This is a genomic window from Streptomyces sp. A 4/2, assembly GCF_940670765.1.
Classification (GTDB): Bacteria; Actinomycetota; Actinomycetes; order Streptomycetales; family Streptomycetaceae; genus Streptomyces.
In genome coordinates this window covers 104,628-123,079 of record NZ_CALNVW010000050.1, presented here as the reverse complement: position 1 = coordinate 123,079, position 18,452 = coordinate 104,628, and the positions used below count along the sequence as shown (strand labels likewise).

The following is an 18,452-nucleotide window of genomic DNA, read 5'->3' as shown; positions in this document are numbered from 1 at the left end:
CTCCCTGGTCGCCCATGGAGCGTATCGTTTGTGTGACGACAGTCAACGGTTCACGATAGAGGGGATCGTCGATGGGCGCATTCGCGCTGGACCAGGATCAGCAGACGTGGTGCGCCGAGCTGCGCACACTCGCGGCGGAGCGGTTCGCGCCGCTCGCCGCGGCGGGCGAGCCGGGCCGGGTCAACCGCCCCCTGATCGCCGCCCTCGGTGAACTCGGCCTGCTGGAGCGGCTGTTCAGTGCCGGGGCGCTGGACCTCTGCCTGCTGCGGGAGTCCCTGGCGTACGGCTGCACCGAGGCGGAGACCGCCCTCGCCCTCCAGGGGCTGGGGACGTATCCGCTCGTCCAGGCGGGCACCGAGCGGCAGCGCGCGAGGCTGCTCCCCGAGGTGATCGCGGGCCGCGCCGTCGCCGCTTTCGCGCTGAGCGAGCCCGGCGCGGGATCGGATGCGGCGGCCCTCGCGCTGAAGGCCGTGCCCGACGGCGGGGGGTGGCGGCTGTCCGGGGAGAAGTGCTGGATCTCCAACGCCCCGGAGGCCGACTTCTACACGGTCTTCGCCCGCACGACCGAGGGCGCCGGGGCCCGTGGAGTCACCGCGTTCCTGGTACCCGCCGACCGTCCCGGACTGACGGGCACCGCACTGGACATGCTGTCCCCGCACCCGATCGGCGCCCTGGACTTCGCCGACGTCCCGGTCGGGCCCGCGGACGTCCTGGGCGAGCCCGACCGGGGCTTCCGGGTCGCCATGAACACCCTGAACCTCTTCCGTCCCAGCGTCGGCGCCTTCGCCGTCGGCATGGCACGGGCGGCGCTGGACGCGACCCGCTACCACACCTCCCGGCGCTCCGCGTTCGGCGGCCCGCTGAAGGACCTCCAGGCGGTCGCCCACCAGGTCGCCGAGATGGCCACCCGTACCGAAGCGGCCCGGCTGCTGGTGTACGCCGCGGCCTCCGCGTACGACACCGGCGCCCCCGGCATCGCCAGGCACTCCGCGATGGCCAAGCTCTTCGCCACCGAGACCGCCCAGTACGTCGTGGACACCGCCGTCCAACTGCACGGCGCCCGCGCCCTCCAGCGCGGCCACCTCCTCGAACACCTCTACCGCGAGGTCCGTGCCCCACGGATCTACGAAGGTGCCACCGAGGTCCAGCGCACCATCATCGCCAAGGAGCTGTACGGATGAGTCTCGACCGCGTCAACCCGCCGCAGCTCTCGCCGCCCACCGGCTTCTCGCACGCCGTCGCCGCCACCGGGACCCGGCTGGTCTTCCTGGCGGGACAGACCGCGCTGGACGGCGACGGCAAGGTCACCGGTGCCACCCTCCCGGCCCAGTTCCGGCTGGCCCTGTCGAATCTCCTCACCGCCCTGCACGCGGCCGGCGGCGCCCCCGCGGACCTGGCGCGGGTCACCGTGTACGCCACCGACATCGCCGACTACCGGACCCACTCCGCCGAACTGGGCCGCATCTGGCGCGAGTTGGCCGGACGCGACTACCCGGCCATGGCGGTGATCGGCGCCACCCGCCTCTGGGACGAGCACACGGTGGTGGAGATCGACGGCGTCGCCGTACTGTCCTGACATGCCCGATATCGAGCTCACCGCAGGCACCGTCAGCTACGAGGACACCGGCGGCCCCGGACCCGTCGTCGTCCTGCTCCACGGACTCGTCCACGACTCCACCGTCTGGCGCAAGGTGATCGCCGGCCTGCGCCCCGGCCACCGGGTGCTCGCGCCGACCCTGCCGTACGGCTCCCACCGCATCCCGATGCGCCCCGACGTCCCGCTCACCCCCGACTCGGTGGCCGAACTCGTCGTGGAGTTCCTCGACCGGCTGGACCTGCGGGACGTGACCCTGGTGGAGAACGACTGCGGCCGGGCCCAGAGCGTCGCCGCGCGACACCCCGAACGGCTCGCCCGGCTGGTCCTGACCTCCTGCGAAGCCTTCGACAACTACCCGCCGGGCGTCCCGGGCAAGCTGATCGGGTGGGCCTGCCGGGTGCCGGGAGGTATTTCCCTCCTCGCCCGTACGCTCGCGGTCAAGCCGATGCGCCGACTCCCCGTCGGCCTCGGAGCACTCACCAAACGGCCCGTCCCCGACGAGATCGTGGACGGCTGGCTCCGCCCGCTGCTCACCGACAAGGCCATCCGCGCGGACTTCCGGCGCTACAACCTGGGCGTGCGGAAGACGGAACTGCTCGAAGCCGCCGAGGGGCTGCGGACGTTCGACAAGCCCGCCCTGGTCGTCTGGGCGGCCGAGGACCGGATGATGCCCCGGGCCCACGGGCGACGGCTCGCCGAACTGCTGCCGCAGGGAAGGCTGCTGGAGATCGAGGACAGCTGCACGCTGATCGCCGAGGACCAGCCGGAGCAACTGACCGCCGCTCTGCGGGAATTCATCGCCACCACCGGTTGACACCAGGCGCCCGGCCGTACACCCCGGCACGGTCGGGCGCCCGGCCCGTGGCTCAGCGGAGCCGCGCGGCCACCGACGACGTCAGCAGCTCCGCGTCGAAGAACGAGGCGTCGGCCAGCCTGCTGGCACCCGCGTACGCGTTGAGCATGACCTTCGCGCTGCGCAGGGCTGCGGGGGAGCGGCGGACCAGCGGTTTGATCCACCGGGTGACGGTGGCGTCCAGCTCGCTCTCGGGGACCGCCTTGTGGAGGATGGACAGCTCGACCGCCTTCGCGGCGTCGAAGTTGTCCGCGGTCAGGATCAGTTCCCGGACCCGGGCCGCGCCCGCCTCGCTCAGCAGCCGCGGCAGGACGCCACCCCAGGCCGGCGGCACTCCGAGCGCCAGCTCGGGCATCCGGAACCGGCAGCTGTCCGCCCCCACCCGCAGGTCGCAGAAGACCGCGAGCCCGATGCCGGCACCGATCACCCCGCCGTGCAGCCGGGCGATGGTCACGGCGTTGGCCGTCGCGAGAGCGTCGCAGACCCGGCGGGCCTTGTTGCCGAGGGCGTGCAGACCCGCCCCGCCGGGATCAGTGGCGAGCAGCGTCGCGAATTCCTTGCGTTCGCCGCCCAGGCAGAAGTCGTCCCCGGCACCGGAGAGGACCAGAACCCGGATGCTCGGGTCGTCGTGCAACGCGTCGAGTACGGCGAGGAGTTCGTCGAGGACGAGTCCGGAGATCGCGTTGCCCGTCTCGGGGCTGCTCAGCTCCACATTCAGTACGGGGCCCTCGTGCGTGACACGCAGGGTCTTGAAGTCTTCCACGATGCTGGTTTCTTTTCCTTGTTCACTGGATTCATTGGCCCATGGCATATGCGCGGCCGGTGGGCGCGACGAGGCATTCCAAGTCCTGTGGGGGGAAGAGGGGTCCTACGACGTCATGAACGGACGACCCGCAGTTCGCTGAGTCGGCGGAAAGCGACGCGCGGCGACCAGACGGGGGTGCCGCTGACCTGAAGATCCGGAAGCCGATTCAGCAGTCCGGTCAGCAACGAGGTGGCTTCGAGCCGGGCGAGTGGCGCACCCATGCAGTAGTGAATTCCGCCGCCGAAGCTGAGGTGCGACGCCTTGCGGTGGATGTTGAACAGATCAGGGGCATCGTGCTTTTCCGGATCATGGTGGGCGGTGCCCACCATCAGCTGCACCATCTCGTCCTTGCGAATGAGTACATCGCCGAGATAGGTGTCCTCGGGGGCGATCCGGCTGATCATGTGGATCGGCGGGTCGTAGCGCAGCACTTCGTCGATCGCGCCGGGCAGGTGCTGGGGGTGCGTGCGCAGCCAGTCCAGCTGGCGGGGGTGCTCAAGGAGCAGCCAGACCATGGTGGAGAGCAGGTGGGAGGTGGTTTCCAGACCTGCCAGGACCACGAAGAGCGCGAGGGAGTAGACGGCCTCGTCGGCGGCTGCGCGGTCGGGTTCCAGCTCGTCCCAGGTGCGGATCCAGGTCGAGACGGGATCGTCCCCGGGGTTCTTGCGGCGTTCCTGGACCAGGGCGGTGAAATACTCCCGCAAACGGCTGGTCGCGGCATCGGAGAGCGCGAGCTGACTCCGGGACGGGAACAATTCCTGGGTGAATACCTGGTCGTGCGTGAGCGAACGCATAAGAGGGAAATCGGTCGGCGGCAGGCCGAGCCATTCCCCTATCACCATGACCGGCAATTCCTCACTGACAAGCGCGCAGAAATCTGCGTCACCGTCCTTCAATTCATCAGTGAGTTGATCGAGCAATCGCTCGGTTATTCGGTCGACCGATTCCCGCATGATCTCCAGGGATTTTCGGTCGAACATATTTCCCATAGACCGCCGCATTCGCGTGTGATCGGGCGGATTAAGCATGGGGAGCGTGTCGCCCATTTGAAGAGAAGCGGGCGCGCTCCAGCGAGTGGCGTCCTCCTGCCGAGTCCGCCACTCGCTGCCCGGAACGGTCCAGGACCTGTCCCTCAGTACCTGGTCACACAGGTGGTAAGGGGTGACGAGATAGCCGCCCCAGGGGGCTGGGAAGACATCACCCATCGCCCTGAGGTCTGTGTAAAAAGGGAACGGATTCGCCTGTCCTGCTGAAGTTCGGATACGCGAGAACAGGGAAACAACAGCGCGCCTGTCAACAGGCGGGGTAGCCAGAGAAAGCTCCACAGCGACTCCTTGTTTCAAGAGACACATAAGATTTGCCAACCCTGTCTACCCGTACGCTTGAACGTTCATGCGACGGTAAAGTCACTGAAGGTGTTGTGGATGTCACACCTTGCGCCAGCTCAGGAATCCACTCCACCAGCTACCCTTCTCCGGCTTCTTCGGGGGGTTTTGGGCGGGAGCGATTCCAGGGGCCCGGTTGCCCGGCGCGTAAGACGCGGACAGACCCCTTTCTTTCCGTTCCGGGGTAAAACGGGCGGGCAGGGTGTTGAGTGCCCGGTGGAACGGGCCCGGCCGCCAGGTGAGATTGTCGGCGGGCACGGCCAGATCGATGTCCGGCAGGGTGTTGAGCAGCTTCTCGATCGCCAGCACGGAGATCAGCAGCGCCGGGTCCTTCGCCGGGCAGGCGTGCACGCCCGCGCCCCAGGCGAGATGGGCTCCCTTGCTGAGCGACTGACGGCTCATGGCGAGAGCCGGATCGCTGTTCGCTGCCGCGAAGCTGATCAGGACGGGCTCGCCGGCCCGCAGGGTGGTTCCCGAGAGGTCGACGTCGTACAGCGGGTAGTGCGCCGCGTAGTTGGCTATCGGCGGTCCGTTCCAGAGCACGTCGTTGATGGCGTCCTCGACCAGCAGACCCGCCGAGTGGTGACCGCCGGAGTACTTGTCGTCGGACAGCAGCAGCCGCAGCGCATTGGCGATGATGTTCTGGGTGGGTTCGGTGCCGGCCCCGATGAGCATGACCAGCTGGTGGATCATCTCCTCGTCCGACAGCCCCGCCTCGTGCTGCATCAGCCAGGAGGTGATGTCCTCACCCGGCTGGGCACGCTTCAGCGCGACCAGTTCGAACAGGGACTCCGTCAGGATCTCGTTGGCCTTCTCGACGTCCACCCCGTCGAAGAGGCAGGAGATCCCGTAGACCAGCCGGTCGCCGATCTCCGCGGGGCAGCCGAAGAGGTCGTTGAAGACCAGCAGCGGAACCAACTGGGCGTACTCGGCGATCAGATCGGCCCGGCCACGCGTACTGAACTGTGCGATGAGGTACCGCGCGACGCGGTCCACGTGCCGGCTCACCCGGTGCGTGTCGATCCGGGACAGCGAGTCCGTCACCGCCTGACGCAGCCTCAAGTGCTCGGTGCCGTCGGTGAACAGACAGTTCGGCCGGTACGCCATCATCGGCAGGACCGGGCTGTCCAGCGGCACCTGACCCTCGTTCAGGGCCCGCCAGCGACGCGAGTCCCGGGCGAACACGTCGGGGTTCTGCAGGACATGGAGCGCCGAAGCGTAGTCCGTGACCAGCGAGGCCTCCACACCGGGGGACAGCTCGACCGGAGCGGCTGTGCCGTACGCCCGCATGTGCTCGTAGAAGGCGTCGGGAGCGGCAGCGAATTCGGACCCGTGCAAGGGGACGCTTTTTCCGCTGTTGTGTGCCGGGCAGCCAGGCGGCGGTGCCTGAGCTTCCGAATGGTACTGCATGCCGAACTCCTAGGAAAGGCGCGACTGAAGATAGCGGACGAGAACGATCAGGGCATTCGCCGACGAGCGCTGATCGCGCGCATCACAATTCACGAGCGGGGTCTCGGGCAGCAGGTCGAGCGCCTCCCGGATCTCCGCATCCTCGTGATTCGGCTTGAGGTCGAAACGGTTGACGGCGATGGTGTACGGAATTCCGTACTGCTCGACCAGGTCCATCACCGGGAACGACTCCTCCAGGCGCTCGGGGTCGACCAGCACCAATGCCCCGAGCGCGCCCCGGGACATGTCTTCCCACACCTGGACGAAGCGCTGCTGACCGGGTGTCCCGAAGAGATAGAGGACCAGGTTCTCGCTGAGCGTGAGGCGGCCGAAGTCCATGGCCACGGTCGTCGTGGTCTTACCGCGCGTGCCCTTGAGGTCGTCGATCTCCTCGCCGGCCCGCGTCATTACTTCTTCGGTCCGCAGCGGTGGGATCTCCGACATGGTCCCGATGAACGTTGTCTTTCCCACGGCGAAATGGCCGACCACAAGGATCTTCGCCGCGGTCCGCACTGAATCGCGCAGATAGACACCGTCATCCGAAACGGGCTTGTAGGCCATTCAGCACCTCCTCGAGTATGTGGCGTTCGACCCGCTCCGCACGTGGGATGGGTTTGCGTGTGTAGAGATATCCCGCCTCCGTGAGGTCGGCGAGCAGGATTCTGATGATTCCCACGGGCAGCTGGCTGTGTCCGGCGATCTCGGCGACCGCGAGATAGCCGCCCGAGCACAGCTCGACGAGACGGCGCTTCTCCGGGTCGAGGTGATCGCTTCGGGGACTGTCCTCGGCCACCGTGACCAGCGTGATCAAGGACAGCTCGTGGTCGTCCAGCAGGCTGCGCCCGTTGGTGATGACGTACGGCCGCACTAATTGCGGGGCTTCCGGTCCCTGTTCCGGATCCACTGGCGTCGTCATGCGCGGGTGTCGGCAATCTCGCGCGGGGGACTGGTGAGCGCCTTGCCGAGCTGGCCGACGAGCTGCTGCATCCGGAAGGTTATCTCCGCCATGTCGACCTCGGGGGAAGCCGAGACGGCGAGGTAGGCGCCTTCGCCGGCAGAGATCAGGAAGACCCAGCCGTGCTCGAACTCGACCAGCGTCTGACGCCACTGCGGCCGGTTGCTCGGGGGGCCGCCGCAGAAGTCGGCCACCGTACGGCTCAAGGACTGCATGCCGCTCATCGCGGCGGCGACGGTGTCGCCGTGGTCCTTGCCGACGTCCTTCGAGCGGGCCATGAGCAGTCCGTCCGCGGAGACGAGAATCGCGTGCCGCGCCTCGGGGACTTCCAGGGCACTGTCAAGCATCCATGAAAGGTCGTAATTCACTGAGTCTCATGCCCTTCGCTGCGTGCACTGGTGGAACGGCGTCCGGATTGCGTCCCTCGCTGGAACGCCCCCATCACGGATGCGATCTGCTCGGTGGAGCGGACCGGGGTTTCCTCGCTGTCGGCTGTCGGCACGATGGATATCGCACCCCTTCGGCTGCGCTTCGGCAGGCCGCCGAACGTGGTCGAGCGAGCCGCCGAATCCTCTTCGGGCGGCATCGGGGAAGACGCGGCCACGGTGGGAATCTCCTTTGCCTCGGGCTGGGGGGCGGGCTCCGGCATGGCCGTGAGGAGCTCATCGGGAAGCAGCACGACCGCACGCACACCGCCGTACGGCGAGGTGGTGTCCACGGACACGCTGAATCCGTACCGGGCGGCGAGCACACCGATCACGGTGAATCCGAACTGCGGCGGGTTGCCCAGCCCCGAGACGCCGGGGGAACGTTCGCTGGAGAGAAGCTTGGCCGCACGGCTCTTCTCTTCCTCGTTCATACCGACACCGGCATCGTCGACGATGATGCAGACGCCCTTGGGTACCGGGCGGATGTTGATCTCGATCATCGTTTCCGGCGCCGAGTAACTCGTGGCGTTGTCGAGCAGTTCCGCGAGTGTGAGCGCGACGGGCTCGACGGCCCGGCTGACGATCGCGAAATGGCTCTGGGTCCGGATCTCGACACGCGTGAAGTGCCGGATGCGGCCCTTGGCGCTGCGGACCACGTCGTAGAGCGACGCATCCGTACGCTGGCGGCCGAGCCAGCCGTCGCAGAGAACGGCGATGGACTGGGCCCGTCGCGCGAACTGCGAGTTCATGTGGTCGATGTCGAGCAGGTCCTGCAGGATCTGCAACTCGCCGTATTTCCCCTGAAGCTTGGAAATGGCGAGCTGCTGCTCACTCGCGAGGCCCTGGAGCGTCCGCATGGCGGATTTCAGAGCGGTCTTGGTGGCTTCTTCGGCCCGCTCCTTCGCCTCCTCGACGGACTCCGCGTAATGGTCTTCCAGAGCGGCATAGTGAGTTCGGAGTTCCTGCTTTTCCTGTCGCATCTGGGAAAGCGACTTTCTGCCGCGAACGATCGCGGTTGCGGCGACAGGAGTGCCAGCTATCAAAGCCCAGAGTGCTGGATCCTGGAAGTACTGAGTCATAAGGCTCTCTTCGGGTGGCTGGGCCGCCGGGTGCTGAATGTCTCGGGGGTGCGGTCGAGTTCGCTCGTGGCCTCAGACATACGGGATCGGTCGCGCGCGTACTCCTGCCCGACTGCCTTGAAAGGCCCGGCTGATGGCATAGTTCCCCCCGGGGTGGCGGAATTCTGGGCCGACGCGCTGCGCGATTAATTTGCCATAGCTGGTTTGGGACAGCCAGGCAAGTGCGATGATCTTAGCACCACGGAACGGGGTGCCGTTCCTGGGGAAGCGTTATCAATCTGGCATCTGACGGAAATTCAGCAAGGGGCCCATTTGGGGTCATGCGGGGTGTTGGCTATTTGCCGGACGTGCCCGATTGATCATGGTTGGGAATTCTTCGGGTCGATTGTCCGCGATGGGGTCCGGGCGTCGCGGGAGGAATCCGCGAGGGCCGAGGCCGGACATGACCGTGCCGGGCCGGTCGCGAGGTGCGACCGGCCCGGCACGGTTCAGGATGCGGTGGGTGCTGCCCTGTTGGGGGACGGGTGGGTCAGATGTCCCTGAACGTCTCGATCTGCGCCCCGACGGAGTTGAGCCGCTCGGCCAGCTCCTCGTACCCGCGGTTGATCACGTACACATTGCGCAGCACCGACGTGCCCTCGGCGGCCATCATCGCCAGCAGCACCACCACCGCGGGACGCAGTGCGGGCGGGCACATCATCTCGGCCGCCCGCCAGCGGGTCGGGCCCTCGACCAGCACCCGGTGCGGGTCGAGGAGTTGCAGCCTGCCGCCCAGCCGGTTGAGGTCGGTCAGATAGATGGCGCGGTTGTCGTAGACCCAGTCGTGGATCAGGGTCTGGCCCTGGGCGACCGCCGCGATGGCCGCGAAGAACGGCACGTTGTCGATGTTCAACCCGGGGAAGGGCATCGGGTGGATCTTGTCGATCGGAGCTTCCAGCTTGGACGGGCGCACCGTGAGGTCCACCAGCCGCGTCCGGCCGTTGTCCGCCGGGTACTCGCCACTGCGGTCGTGGTCGAGGCCCATCTCCTCCAGTACCGCGAGCTCGATCTCCATGAACTCGACGGGCACCCGGCGGATCGTCAGCTCCGACTCCGTGACCACGGCGGCGGCCAGCAGGCTCATCGCCTCGACCGGGTCCTCGGAGGGGGAGTAGTCGACGTCCACGTCGATGTGCGGCATTCCGTGCACCGTCAGCGTCGTGGTGCCGATGCCCTCGACCTCCACGCCCAGGGCCTCCAGGAAGAAACACAGGTCCTGGACCATGTAGTTGGAGGACGCGTTGCGGATCACCGTCACCCCGCCGCTGCGGGCAGCCGCGAGCAGCGCGTTCTCGGTGACCGTGTCCCCGCGCTCGGTCAGCACGATCGGGCGGTCGGGGGTCGCTCCCCGCTCCACCCGGGCGTGGTAGAGCCCCTCGGTCGCAGTGATGTCCAGCCCGAAGCGGCGCAGCGCGATCATATGGGGCTCGATCGTGCGCGTACCGAGGTCGCAGCCTCCGGCGTACGGCAGCTTGAAGCTGTCCAGGCGGTGCAGCAGCGGGCCGAGGAACATGATGATCGAGCGGGTACGGCGGGCAGCCGTCGCGTCGATCGCCGCCATGTCCAGCTCGGCGCCGGGAACGATCTCCAGGTCCTTGCCCTCGTTGATCCAACGGGTGCGCACCCCGATGGAGTTGAGCACCTCCAGGAGCCGGAACACCTCTTCGATGCGCGCCACCCGCCGCAGCACCGTGCGTCCCTTGTTGAGCAGCGACGCGCAAAGCAGCGCCACACAGGCGTTCTTGCTCGTCTTGACGTCGATCGAGCCGGAGAGCCGGCGTCCGCCGACCACGCGCAGATGCATCGGCCCGGCATAGCCCAGCGAGACGATCTCACTGTCAAGTGCCTCGCCGATACGGGCGATCATCTCAAGGCTGATGTTCTGGTTACCGCGTTCGATGCGGTTCACAGCACTCTGGCTGGTGGAGAGCGCATCGGCAAGCTGAGTCTGTGTCCAGCCCCGGTGCTGACGGGCGTCACGGATGAGCTTGCCGATGCGTACGAGGTAGTCGTCTGCCATACGGGAACGCTATCTCAGATATGAGATGACGCTTCATCGGGGTCGGCCATTGGAGTGACGCCGCGCGAACAGATCACCGTGAACACCGTGCAGGAGGCGAGGAAAGGCCCCTGGCTCAGCGACTCGAACCAGCGCGTGCCGCGGTCCTCGTCGATGTGGCCGGCGTCGATGGCCTTCCGGGTGTTGCGGCCGAGCCCCAGGGCGTAGTCGGCGACTTCCGGGTCCCGCAGTACCGGGGTGTTCGCCAGCACGGTCAGCACCGTGAACCCGGCTTCCTCGGCGAGGCGGGCGAGACGGCGCCCGATCGTGGCGTTGCGGACGGCGACCGTGGTGGTGAAGCGGGTGAAGGCCCGACCGGTTTCGAGGTCGTCCGCGTCGACGACCAGGGTGTCCCAGTCGGGCTCGGCGAGCCCCACGAGCCCGCCCGGACGGACCGCGCGGTGCAACGCGCCGAGCGCGGCGGCCGGATCGTCGACATGCATCAGTACGCGGTCGATCCTGGCCCGGTCCACGCTCCCCGGCTCCACCGGCAGCGCATGTGCGTCACCCTCCCGGATCTCGACGGGCGCCGGCCCGCTCGCCCGGCGCCGCGCTTCGGCCACCATGGCCGGGTCGCGGTCGACCCCGATCACCCTGCCGCCCGCACCGACCAGCCGGGAGAAGTCGCCGAGGTCGGCGCCGGGCCCGCATCCGACATCCAGCGCGGTCTGGCCGGCCCGGACATCGAGGAGGGCGAGCAGCTGCTCCTTGTACGTACGCCCCGTTCCGGCCATGCGCAGCATGTACGCCGCCTGGTCGGGCCGGGGTGCGCCTAAGTCCCTGTTCATGCGACCAGTCAATCAGGCCGACGACCCCGCGCGGAGACGGCCGGGATGCGGTCTCAAGCCCCGGTCCCGGGAGGAACATTGGCCGATCGAAGCCGGCCTTTCGCATCGTCGCGGGCTCCGCTGCCGGGCGGGTGGGCCGCCGTGGTCAGGCGGCCGGGCGGGCGGTGTGGCCGCGGCCCGAGCCGGCGCGGCGGACGTCCCGGGCGGCCAGGGCGATCAAGACGGCGGGAATGAGGACGTCGTTGGCCAGGATGCCACCCGTGTTTCCGGCGGCGTGGTCGCCGTTGGCGAACCATTGGTAGACGTGGCCGATCGTGGCTCCCCACAGGAACGCGGCGGCGGCCAACCCGCTCGTGAGTCGCTCGCGGGGCGATGCGGACGCGCCGCGGAAGCCCAGCACGGCGAGGCCGAGGTTGGCGAAGGCGATCTCGAACTGGAACGGCGAGGTGGCGAAGCCGATGGTGTCGGCCATGCCCTTCGGGATCGCCAGGAACGAGATCGTGATCCACAGGCTTCCGACGCCAAGGGCGCCGACCGACCACCAGCGCTGCCAGATCTCCGCCGCCGACCGGCCCGGACCGCGGCGACGGCAGCTCAGCAGCGCTCCGAGGGCGGGTACCAGCATGAAGAGAAGCGGAAACGTGGTCTGAACGGCGTACGGGAGGTTGTCCATGAATCTGAGTGTTGCATGGTTAATATTAACCATGCAAGTATCAGGTAGGGTGGACGTATGGACGAAGGACTGGCAGAGCTCCTGTACCGCGTGGTCATGCTGATGGGCGAGGCGGCCCGGCGCCGCGCCGACCCGAACCAGCGCCTCTCCCACAGTCAACTGCGACTACTGGGCACCCTTGAGGAGATCCAACCCGCCACCCAGCACCAGCTCGCCGAGGCCCTGACCCTGTCCGACCCGGCCATCAGCCGCTCCCTGCGCCCGCTGGAGGCGCAGGGGTACGTGACGATCAGCGTCGACCCCGCCCACCGACGCCGACGCCTGGTCACCCTCACCCCGACGGGCCAGGACGCCTTCCTGGTCGAGGGCAAGCCCCTGGAGGAAGAACTCCGCACCGCCCTCCTGCAGGCCGGCTTCCCCTACGACCGCTACCTCGCGGAGACCCACCGGCTCGCCGCGCTGCTGACACCCGCGCAGCCACGGCGCGCAGCCACGGCCCGGCAACCGAACGGCGCACCGGAACCGGATCGAGCGGGCCGACGTGAGCAGGGGGAAGTTGAATCCCGGTCACCTGCTGCTCGGCCAGGGGCGGCAGAACCAGGTTGATGCTCTCGATGAAGTCAGTCGTCCGCATCTCCGCCGACCCGCGGGGACTGGATGGGATGAGACAGGCGGTTTCGGATACTCAGGTGAGACGAAACCGCACGCAACGCCCGCCACCTGTCCACACAGAGGGCGCCGCCTGGGCGGTCATGAGCATGCCGCCTGCGTGGTCGACAGCCGCGCCGAGGCCCTGGACATGGGCCGAACGGGTGCATCTGAGCCGGTCTGCGGGGTGGGCCGCTCTGATCGCGACCTTGCCTCGGCCGCCGGGTTAAGGTCCGCGTGGAAACGCTCCCCTGAGGCAGTTCCTGCTGCTCCCGCCGGCGTCCTTGGAGGCTCGCAGGTATGCCCCGTTCGTACGGCGGGCCAGCGAACGGCCGACGTGACTTCCTGGCCGGGCTCCCGTCGGGAGCGACCGCCCTGCTCGCAGCGGTCGCTGCGGTGCTGAGCACGCTGATCATCGTCACGCCCGCCGCTGCGGCCGTGCCCAGTTGCAGGGTCGGGGCTTACGTCACCGACCTCTACGCGGTGAATCCGGTCGAGAGCACCGTGAACGCGGACCTGTGGCTGTGGAGCGTATGCCCACGCAAGGACCTTGCCGCTGTCCAGCGTCTCGAATTCACCAACGCGACGAAGACGACGCTGACCGCGCCTTCCAGCGAGAAGGTGGACAACGAGTACTGGACTCAGGTCAAAGTGGCCGGGACCTTCCGGCAGACCCTGAACCTGACGGACTTCCCGTTCGACAAACAGGTCGTCCGGATCCGGGTCGAGGAAAACAAACTGGACAAGTCACGGTTCGTCTACCGGGCGGATGCGAAGAACTCCACGTACAACCCCGGGATCCATCCCGGCGACTTCAAGATCACGCGATTCCGGATCGGTGTCGGTGACGCGTCCTACAGGACGAGCTTCGGCGATCCCCGGCTCAAACAAGGAGGCAGCAGTCACTACTCCCAGCTGGTGATCGAGTTCAAGCTCACCCGAGTGGACCTCACGAGTTTCGGTAAGCAGATCCTGCCGGTATATGTGGCTCTCCTGGTCGCCCTGATCTCGTTTCTGATCTGGTCGAAGGACAACGAGGTCGCCATGGTCGCACGGCTCGGGATTCTCGGTACCGCGCTCTTCACGATCATGCTCAACCTGCGGGCGGTCGACGAGGCGCTGGGCACCTTCCTGAACGTGACGCTGGTCGAAGAAATCCACTTCATGAGCCTGCTCTACGTACTGGTCGGTGTCGCCAGCACCACCTACGTCATGAAGCTGTTGACCGATCCCATGGCCGAACCGGCGGCGCGGCGCTTCAACAACCGCACTTTCGTCATCGCGACGGGCTTGTACCTCATCGCCAACATCGTCGTCATCGCCCTCACCGTGTCGTTCTGAGTCTCCGGGAGGCGGAGGCGGCTCCGCAAGATCCATCCCGACCGGTACGGCCACCCAGCACCCCCGGTGCGTCCCCGCGTACGACCAGGTTCGCCGGCAAGGAAGCCGGAACGACTGGGTTCGCTGTCGAACGCCTCGATCGGATGGCAGAGGTCAGCGTGGTCCCCGCATGACCTCCGTGCGGTCGTGTACTAGAGTTATCTCGACATCGAGATATCTGCCGAGGCGTATCGCAGCCGCCACTCGGTAAGGGTTACCTAACTAATCCTTATCACAGCGGACGGCCGAGCAGCCGTAGGTGGCACCATGCGGCGCCGGCCGCACATGAGGCGCGGCGCGGTAGTACGCGCACATTGATGAAGGAGACTGTCGTGTCGGCGAACAGCTTCGACGCCCGCAGCACGCTGCGCGTGGGCGACGAGTCGTACGAGATTTTCAAGCTGGACAAGGTCGAGGGCTCCGCGCGCCTCCCTTACAGCCTGAAGGTGCTGCTGGAGAACCTGCTGCGTACCGAGGACGGCGCGAACATCACCGCCGACCACATCCGGGCGCTCGGCGGCTGGGACTCGCAGGCTCAGCCGAGCCAGGAGATCCAGTTCACGCCGGCCCGCGTGATCATGCAGGACTTCACCGGTGTGCCCTGCGTGGTGGACCTCGCGACCATGCGCGAGGCCGTCAAGGAGCTCGGGGGTGACGCCGAGAAGATCAACCCGCTGGCCCCGGCCGAGCTGGTCATCGATCACTCCGTCATCGCCGACAAGTTCGGTACGTCGGACTCCTTCGCGCAGAACGTCGAGCTGGAGTACGGCCGCAACAAGGAGCGCTACCAGTTCCTGCGCTGGGGCCAGACCGCCTTCGACGAGTTCAAGGTCGTCCCCCCGGGCACCGGCATCGTCCACCAGGTCAACATCGAGCACCTGGCCCGCACCGTCATGGTCCGCAACGGCCAGGCGTACCCCGACACCCTCGTCGGCACCGACTCGCACACCACCATGGTCAACGGCCTCGGTGTGCTGGGCTGGGGCGTCGGAGGCATCGAGGCCGAGGCCGCGATGCTGGGCCAGCCGGTCTCGATGCTCATCCCGCGCGTCGTCGGCTTCAAGCTGACCGGTGAGCTGAACGCCGGCACCACCGCCACCGACCTGGTCCTCACGATCACCGAGATGCTGCGCAAGCACGGCGTCGTCGGCAAGTTCGTCGAGTTCTACGGCGAGGGCGTCGCCGCCACCTCGCTGGCGAACCGCGCCACCATCGGCAACATGTCGCCGGAGTTCGGCTCCACCGCCGCGATCTTCCCGATCGACGACGAGACGCTGAAGTACCTGCGCCTGACCGGCCGTGACGAGAAGCAGGTCGCGCTCGTCGAGGCGTACTCCAAGGAGCAGGGCCTCTGGCTCGACCCGGCCGCCGAGCCCGACTTCTCCGAGAAGCTGGAGCTCGACCTCGCCACGGTCGTCCCGTCCATCGCCGGCCCGAAGCGCCCGCAGGACCGCATCGTCCTCGCCAACGCCAAGGCGCAGTTCGCGCAGGACGTCCGCAACTACGTCTCCGAGGACGAGGAGTCGGGCAAGGAGTCCTTCCCGGCCTCCGACGCCCCGGCCGCCCACAACGGCGTGCCGAGCCGCCCGACCATCGTCACGGCCCCCGACGGTTCGACGTACGAGATCGACCACGGCGCCGTCACCGTCGCCGCGATCACCTCCTGCACCAACACCTCGAACCCGTACGTCATGGTGGCCGCGGCGCTCGTGGCGAAGAAGGCCGTCGAGAAGGGCCTGACCCGCAAGCCGTGGGTCAAGACCACCCTCGCGCCGGGCTCGAAGGTCGTCACCGACTACTTCGACAAGGCGGGCCTGACCCCCTACCTCGACAAGGTCGGCTTCAACCTCGTCGGTTACGGCTGCACCACCTGCATCGGCAACTCCGGCCCGCTGCCGGAAGAGGTCTCCAAGGCGGTCAACGAGCACGACCTGGCCGTGACCTCGGTGCTCTCGGGCAACCGTAACTTCGAGGGTCGCATCAACCCCGACGTCAAGATGAACTACCTGGCCTCCCCGCCGCTGGTCGTCGCGTACGCCATCGCGGGCTCCATGAAGGTGGACATCACCAAGGACTCCCTGGGCACCGACCAGGACGGCAACGCGGTCTACCTCAAGGACATCTGGCCGACCGAGGCCGAGGTCAACGACGTGGTGGCGAACACCATCGGCGAGGACATGTTCAGCAAGTCCTACGAGGACGTCTTCGCGGGCGACGCCCAGTGGCAGGCCCTGTCGATCCCGACCGGCAACACCTTCGAGTGGGACCCGCAGTCCACCTACGTCAGGAAGCCCCCGTACTTCGAGGGCATGACGATGGAGACGACCCCGGTCGAGGACATCACGGGTGCCCGCGTCCTCGCCAAGCTGGGCGACTCGGTCACGACCGACCACATCTCCCCGGCCAGCGCCATCAAGGCCGACACCCCGGCCGGCAAGTACCTGACGAAGCACGGCGTCGAGCGCCGTGACTTCAACTCGTACGGCTCGCGACGGGGCAACCACGAGGTCATGATCCGCGGCACCTTCGCGAACATCCGCCTGCGCAACCAGATCGCGCCGGGCACCGAGGGCGGCTTCACCCGCGACTTCACCCAGCCGGACGGCCCGGTGTCGTTCATCTACGACGCCTCGCAGAACTACCAGGCCGCGGGCGTTCCGCTCACCGTCCTGGCGGGCAAGGAGTACGGCTCGGGCTCGTCCCGCGACTGGGCGGCCAAGGGCACCGCGCTGCTCGGCGTCAAGGCCGTCATCGCCGAGTCGTACGAGCGCATCCACCGCTCGAACCTCATCGGCATGGGCGTCCTGCCGCTCCAGTTCCCGGAGGGCGAGACCGCCGAGACGTACGGTCTCACCGGCCAGGAGACCTTCTCCTTCACCGGCGTGACGGAGCTGAACAAGGGCGTCACGCCCCGCACGGTCAAGGTGACCACGGACACCGGCGTCGAGTTCGACGCGGTCGTCCGTATCGACACCCCCGGTGAGGCGGACTACTACCGCAACGGCGGCATCATGCAGTTCGTGCTCCGGAACCTGATCCGCAAGTAGGGTCCGGCAGCGACAGCGAGGGCCGCACCTCCCGTCACGGGAGGTGCGGCCCTTCGTGGTGCACAGGCACTCCGGTCGAGCGTCAGCGGACGCCGAGCAGATGCTCCATGGCGAGCTGGTCGAGCGCCTCGAAGGCCATCGAGCGCTGCGCCGCTTCCGCCACGTCGAAGTCCTCGTACGCGGAACGGTCCGCGAGCAGCCCCTTGACCCCGTCGGCAGCGGTCGGCAGCGCGAGCTCGTCCAGCCGCGAGGCGGCCAGCGCCTCGCGCACCTCCGGATCGGCGCGGAACGCCAGCGCGCGCTCCCGGAGGATCAGGTAGTTGCGCATGCAGTTCTTCGCGGATTCCCAGACCCCGTCGAAGCCGTCCGTGCGGACCGGCTTGAAGTCGAAGTGACGCGGCCCCTCGTAGCCCGCGCTCTCCAACAGGTCCACCAGCCAGAACGCCTGGCGCAGATCACCGGCGCCGAAGCGCAGGTCCTGGTCGTACTTGATGCCGGACTGGCCGTTCAGGTCGATGTGGAAGAGCTTGCCCGCCCAGATGGCCTGGGCGATGGAGTGCGGGAAGTTCAGTCCGGCCATCTGCTCATGGCCGACCTCCGGGTTCACGCCGTACATCTCGGGGCGTTCCAGGCGCTCGATGAAGGCCAGGGCGTGCCCGACGGTGGGGAGCAGGATGTCGCCACGCGGCTCGTTCGGCTTGGGTTCGATGGCGAAGCGCAGGTCGTAGCCCTGGTCGACGACGTACTCACCGAGCAGGTCGAAGGCTTCCTTCATCCGGTCGAGCGCCACCCGGACGTCCTTCGCGGCTCCCGACTCCGCGCCCTCACGGCCGCCCCAGGCGACATAGGTCCGGGCACCCAGTTCGGCAGCGAGATCGATGTTGCGGATGACCTTGCGCAGCGCGAACCGGCGGACGTCGCGGTCGTTCGCGGTGAAGCCGCCGTCCTTGAAGACCGGATGCGTGAACAGGTTCGTGGTGGCCATCGGGACCTTGAGACCGGTGCGGTCCAGGGCCTCCTTGAAGCGGGTGACGAGCGCCGCCCGCTCGGACTCCGGGGCGCCGAACGGGATCAGGTCGTCGTCGTGGAAGGTCACGCCGTGGGCGCCCAGTTCCGCGAGGCGCTCCACGGACTCCACGGGATCGAGTGCGGGGCGGGTGGCGTCGCCGAAGGGGTCGTTGCCCTTCCAGCCGACGGTCCAGAGTCCGAAGGTGAACCTGTCCGCGGGGGTGGGGGTGAAACGGTCCGACATGGTCTGCCTCTGGTC

17 protein-coding genes are annotated in these 18,452 nt (G+C 67.6%); 6 read left to right on the top strand and 11 right to left on the bottom strand.

Annotation, left to right across the window (positions count from 1 at the left end; all coding sequences use genetic code 11):
- Positions 1-71 precede the first annotated feature (71 nt).
- Genes NBY69_RS33290 through NBY69_RS33280 form a run of 3 tightly spaced genes read left to right on the top strand, consistent with a single transcriptional unit; the run spans position 72 to position 2,411 of the window.
- The gene (locus tag NBY69_RS33290) at positions 72-1,181 is read left to right on the top strand and encodes an acyl-CoA dehydrogenase family protein (protein WP_250305696.1); all 1,110 of its coding nucleotides are present in this window, start codon (positions 72-74) and stop codon (positions 1,179-1,181) included.
- The gene (locus tag NBY69_RS33285; RefSeq protein WP_250305695.1) at positions 1,178-1,576 is read left to right on the top strand and encodes a RidA family protein; all 399 of its coding nucleotides are present in this window, start codon (positions 1,178-1,180) and stop codon (positions 1,574-1,576) included. Before NBY69_RS33290 ends, NBY69_RS33285 begins: the two co-directional genes overlap by 4 nt.
- 1 nt (position 1,577) lies before the next feature.
- Positions 1,578-2,411 carry an alpha/beta fold hydrolase gene (locus NBY69_RS33280; protein ID WP_250305694.1) on the top strand — a complete coding sequence of 278 codons (834 nt, stop codon included), beginning with the start codon at positions 1,578-1,580 and terminating at the stop codon, positions 2,409-2,411.
- A 52-nt stretch (positions 2,412-2,463) separates the two neighbouring features.
- Here NBY69_RS33280 and NBY69_RS33275 read toward each other — a convergent pair whose 3' ends face one another.
- The 10 genes from NBY69_RS33275 to NBY69_RS33230 form a co-directional block, all read right to left on the bottom strand.
- Complete coding sequence (locus NBY69_RS33275) at positions 2,464-3,216, bottom strand: enoyl-CoA hydratase/isomerase family protein (protein ID WP_250305744.1); 753 nt, start codon at positions 3,214-3,216, stop codon at positions 2,464-2,466.
- Between the two features lie 110 nt (positions 3,217-3,326).
- A complete protein-coding gene (locus NBY69_RS33270) occupies positions 3,327-4,235 on the bottom strand; it encodes a cytochrome P450 (RefSeq protein ID WP_308409517.1) in 909 nt (302 codons plus the stop codon).
- Positions 4,236-4,682: 447 nt separating this feature from the next.
- Positions 4,683-6,050 (bottom strand): cytochrome P450, encoded by a 1,368-nt coding sequence (locus NBY69_RS33265; protein ID WP_250305692.1) that lies wholly within the window; start codon positions 6,048-6,050, stop codon positions 4,683-4,685.
- Between the two features lie 9 nt (positions 6,051-6,059).
- A complete protein-coding gene (locus NBY69_RS33260; protein ID WP_250305691.1) occupies positions 6,060-6,650 on the bottom strand; it encodes an ATP/GTP-binding protein in 591 nt (196 codons plus the stop codon).
- On the bottom strand, positions 6,625-7,005 hold the full coding sequence (locus NBY69_RS33255; protein ID WP_250305690.1) for a DUF742 domain-containing protein: 381 nt from the start codon (positions 7,003-7,005) through the stop codon (positions 6,625-6,627). Before NBY69_RS33255 ends, NBY69_RS33260 begins: the two co-directional genes overlap by 26 nt.
- On the bottom strand, positions 7,002-7,412 hold the full coding sequence (locus NBY69_RS33250; protein ID WP_250305689.1) for a roadblock/LC7 domain-containing protein: 411 nt from the start codon (positions 7,410-7,412) through the stop codon (positions 7,002-7,004). Before NBY69_RS33250 ends, NBY69_RS33255 begins: the two co-directional genes overlap by 4 nt.
- Positions 7,409-8,551 (bottom strand): ATP-binding protein, encoded by a 1,143-nt coding sequence (locus NBY69_RS33245; protein WP_250305688.1) that lies wholly within the window; start codon positions 8,549-8,551, stop codon positions 7,409-7,411. The genes NBY69_RS33250 and NBY69_RS33245 overlap by 4 nt, the downstream gene beginning before the upstream one ends.
- 529 nt (positions 8,552-9,080) lie before the next feature.
- Positions 9,081-10,610 (bottom strand): UDP-N-acetylglucosamine 1-carboxyvinyltransferase, encoded by a 1,530-nt coding sequence (locus NBY69_RS33240; protein WP_250305687.1) that lies wholly within the window; start codon positions 10,608-10,610, stop codon positions 9,081-9,083.
- A 14-nt stretch (positions 10,611-10,624) separates the two neighbouring features.
- Complete coding sequence (locus NBY69_RS33235; protein WP_250305686.1) at positions 10,625-11,437, bottom strand: methyltransferase domain-containing protein; 813 nt, start codon at positions 11,435-11,437, stop codon at positions 10,625-10,627.
- Positions 11,438-11,582: 145 nt separating this feature from the next.
- Positions 11,583-12,110, bottom strand: a complete 528-nt coding sequence (locus tag NBY69_RS33230) for a DUF6790 family protein (RefSeq protein ID WP_250305685.1) — start codon at positions 12,108-12,110, stop codon at positions 11,583-11,585.
- A 57-nt stretch (positions 12,111-12,167) separates the two neighbouring features.
- On the opposite strand from NBY69_RS33230, the gene NBY69_RS33225 reads away from it, so the two are divergent.
- The 3 genes from NBY69_RS33225 (at position 12,168) to acnA (ending at position 17,185) form a co-directional block, all read left to right on the top strand.
- Positions 12,168-12,716, top strand: coding sequence for a MarR family winged helix-turn-helix transcriptional regulator (locus tag NBY69_RS33225; RefSeq protein ID WP_250305684.1), 549 nt, complete (start codon positions 12,168-12,170; stop codon positions 12,714-12,716).
- A gap of 342 nt (positions 12,717-13,058) precedes the next feature.
- On the top strand, positions 13,059-14,099 hold the full coding sequence (locus tag NBY69_RS33220) for a hypothetical protein (protein WP_250305683.1): 1,041 nt from the start codon (positions 13,059-13,061) through the stop codon (positions 14,097-14,099).
- Positions 14,100-14,470: 371 nt separating this feature from the next.
- Positions 14,471-17,185 carry an aconitate hydratase AcnA gene (gene acnA, locus NBY69_RS33215; RefSeq protein ID WP_284350008.1) on the top strand — a complete coding sequence of 905 codons (2,715 nt, stop codon included), beginning with the start codon at positions 14,471-14,473 and terminating at the stop codon, positions 17,183-17,185.
- Positions 17,186-17,267: 82 nt separating this feature from the next.
- On the opposite strand, the gene xylA is transcribed toward acnA, so the two are convergent.
- Entirely contained in the window at positions 17,268-18,437 is a 1,170-nt protein-coding gene (gene xylA / locus NBY69_RS33210) for a xylose isomerase (protein WP_250305681.1), read from the bottom strand.
- Between the last annotated feature and the right edge of the window lie 15 nt (positions 18,438-18,452).

Excerpts from the sequence above, each read along its gene's own strand:
- NBY69_RS33290 (WP_250305696.1), top strand. The coding sequence starts at position 72 with ATGGGCGCATTCGCGCTGGACCAGGATCAGCAGACGTGGTGCGCCGAG.
- NBY69_RS33285 (WP_250305695.1), top strand. The coding sequence starts at position 1,178 with ATGAGTCTCGACCGCGTCAACCCGCCGCAGCTCTCGCCGCCCACCGGC.
- NBY69_RS33280 (WP_250305694.1), top strand. The coding sequence starts at position 1,578 with ATGCCCGATATCGAGCTCACCGCAGGCACCGTCAGCTACGAGGACACC.
- NBY69_RS33270 (WP_308409517.1), bottom strand. The coding sequence starts at position 4,235 with ATGTTCGACCGAAAATCCCTGGAGATCATGCGGGAATCGGTCGACCGA.
- NBY69_RS33265 (WP_250305692.1), bottom strand. The coding sequence starts at position 6,050 with ATGCAGTACCATTCGGAAGCTCAGGCACCGCCGCCTGGCTGCCCGGCA.
- NBY69_RS33260 (WP_250305691.1), bottom strand. The coding sequence starts at position 6,650 with ATGGCCTACAAGCCCGTTTCGGATGACGGTGTCTATCTGCGCGATTCA.
- NBY69_RS33255 (WP_250305690.1), bottom strand. The coding sequence starts at position 7,005 with ATGACGACGCCAGTGGATCCGGAACAGGGACCGGAAGCCCCGCAATTA.
- NBY69_RS33245 (WP_250305688.1), bottom strand. The coding sequence starts at position 8,551 with ATGACTCAGTACTTCCAGGATCCAGCACTCTGGGCTTTGATAGCTGGC.
- NBY69_RS33240 (WP_250305687.1), bottom strand. The coding sequence starts at position 10,610 with ATGGCAGACGACTACCTCGTACGCATCGGCAAGCTCATCCGTGACGCC.
- NBY69_RS33235 (WP_250305686.1), bottom strand. The coding sequence starts at position 11,437 with ATGAACAGGGACTTAGGCGCACCCCGGCCCGACCAGGCGGCGTACATG.
- NBY69_RS33230 (WP_250305685.1), bottom strand. The coding sequence starts at position 12,110 with ATGGACAACCTCCCGTACGCCGTTCAGACCACGTTTCCGCTTCTCTTC.
- NBY69_RS33225 (WP_250305684.1), top strand. The coding sequence starts at position 12,168 with ATGGACGAAGGACTGGCAGAGCTCCTGTACCGCGTGGTCATGCTGATG.
- NBY69_RS33220 (WP_250305683.1), top strand. The coding sequence starts at position 13,059 with ATGCCCCGTTCGTACGGCGGGCCAGCGAACGGCCGACGTGACTTCCTG.
- xylA (WP_250305681.1), bottom strand. The coding sequence starts at position 18,437 with ATGTCGGACCGTTTCACCCCCACCCCCGCGGACAGGTTCACCTTCGGA.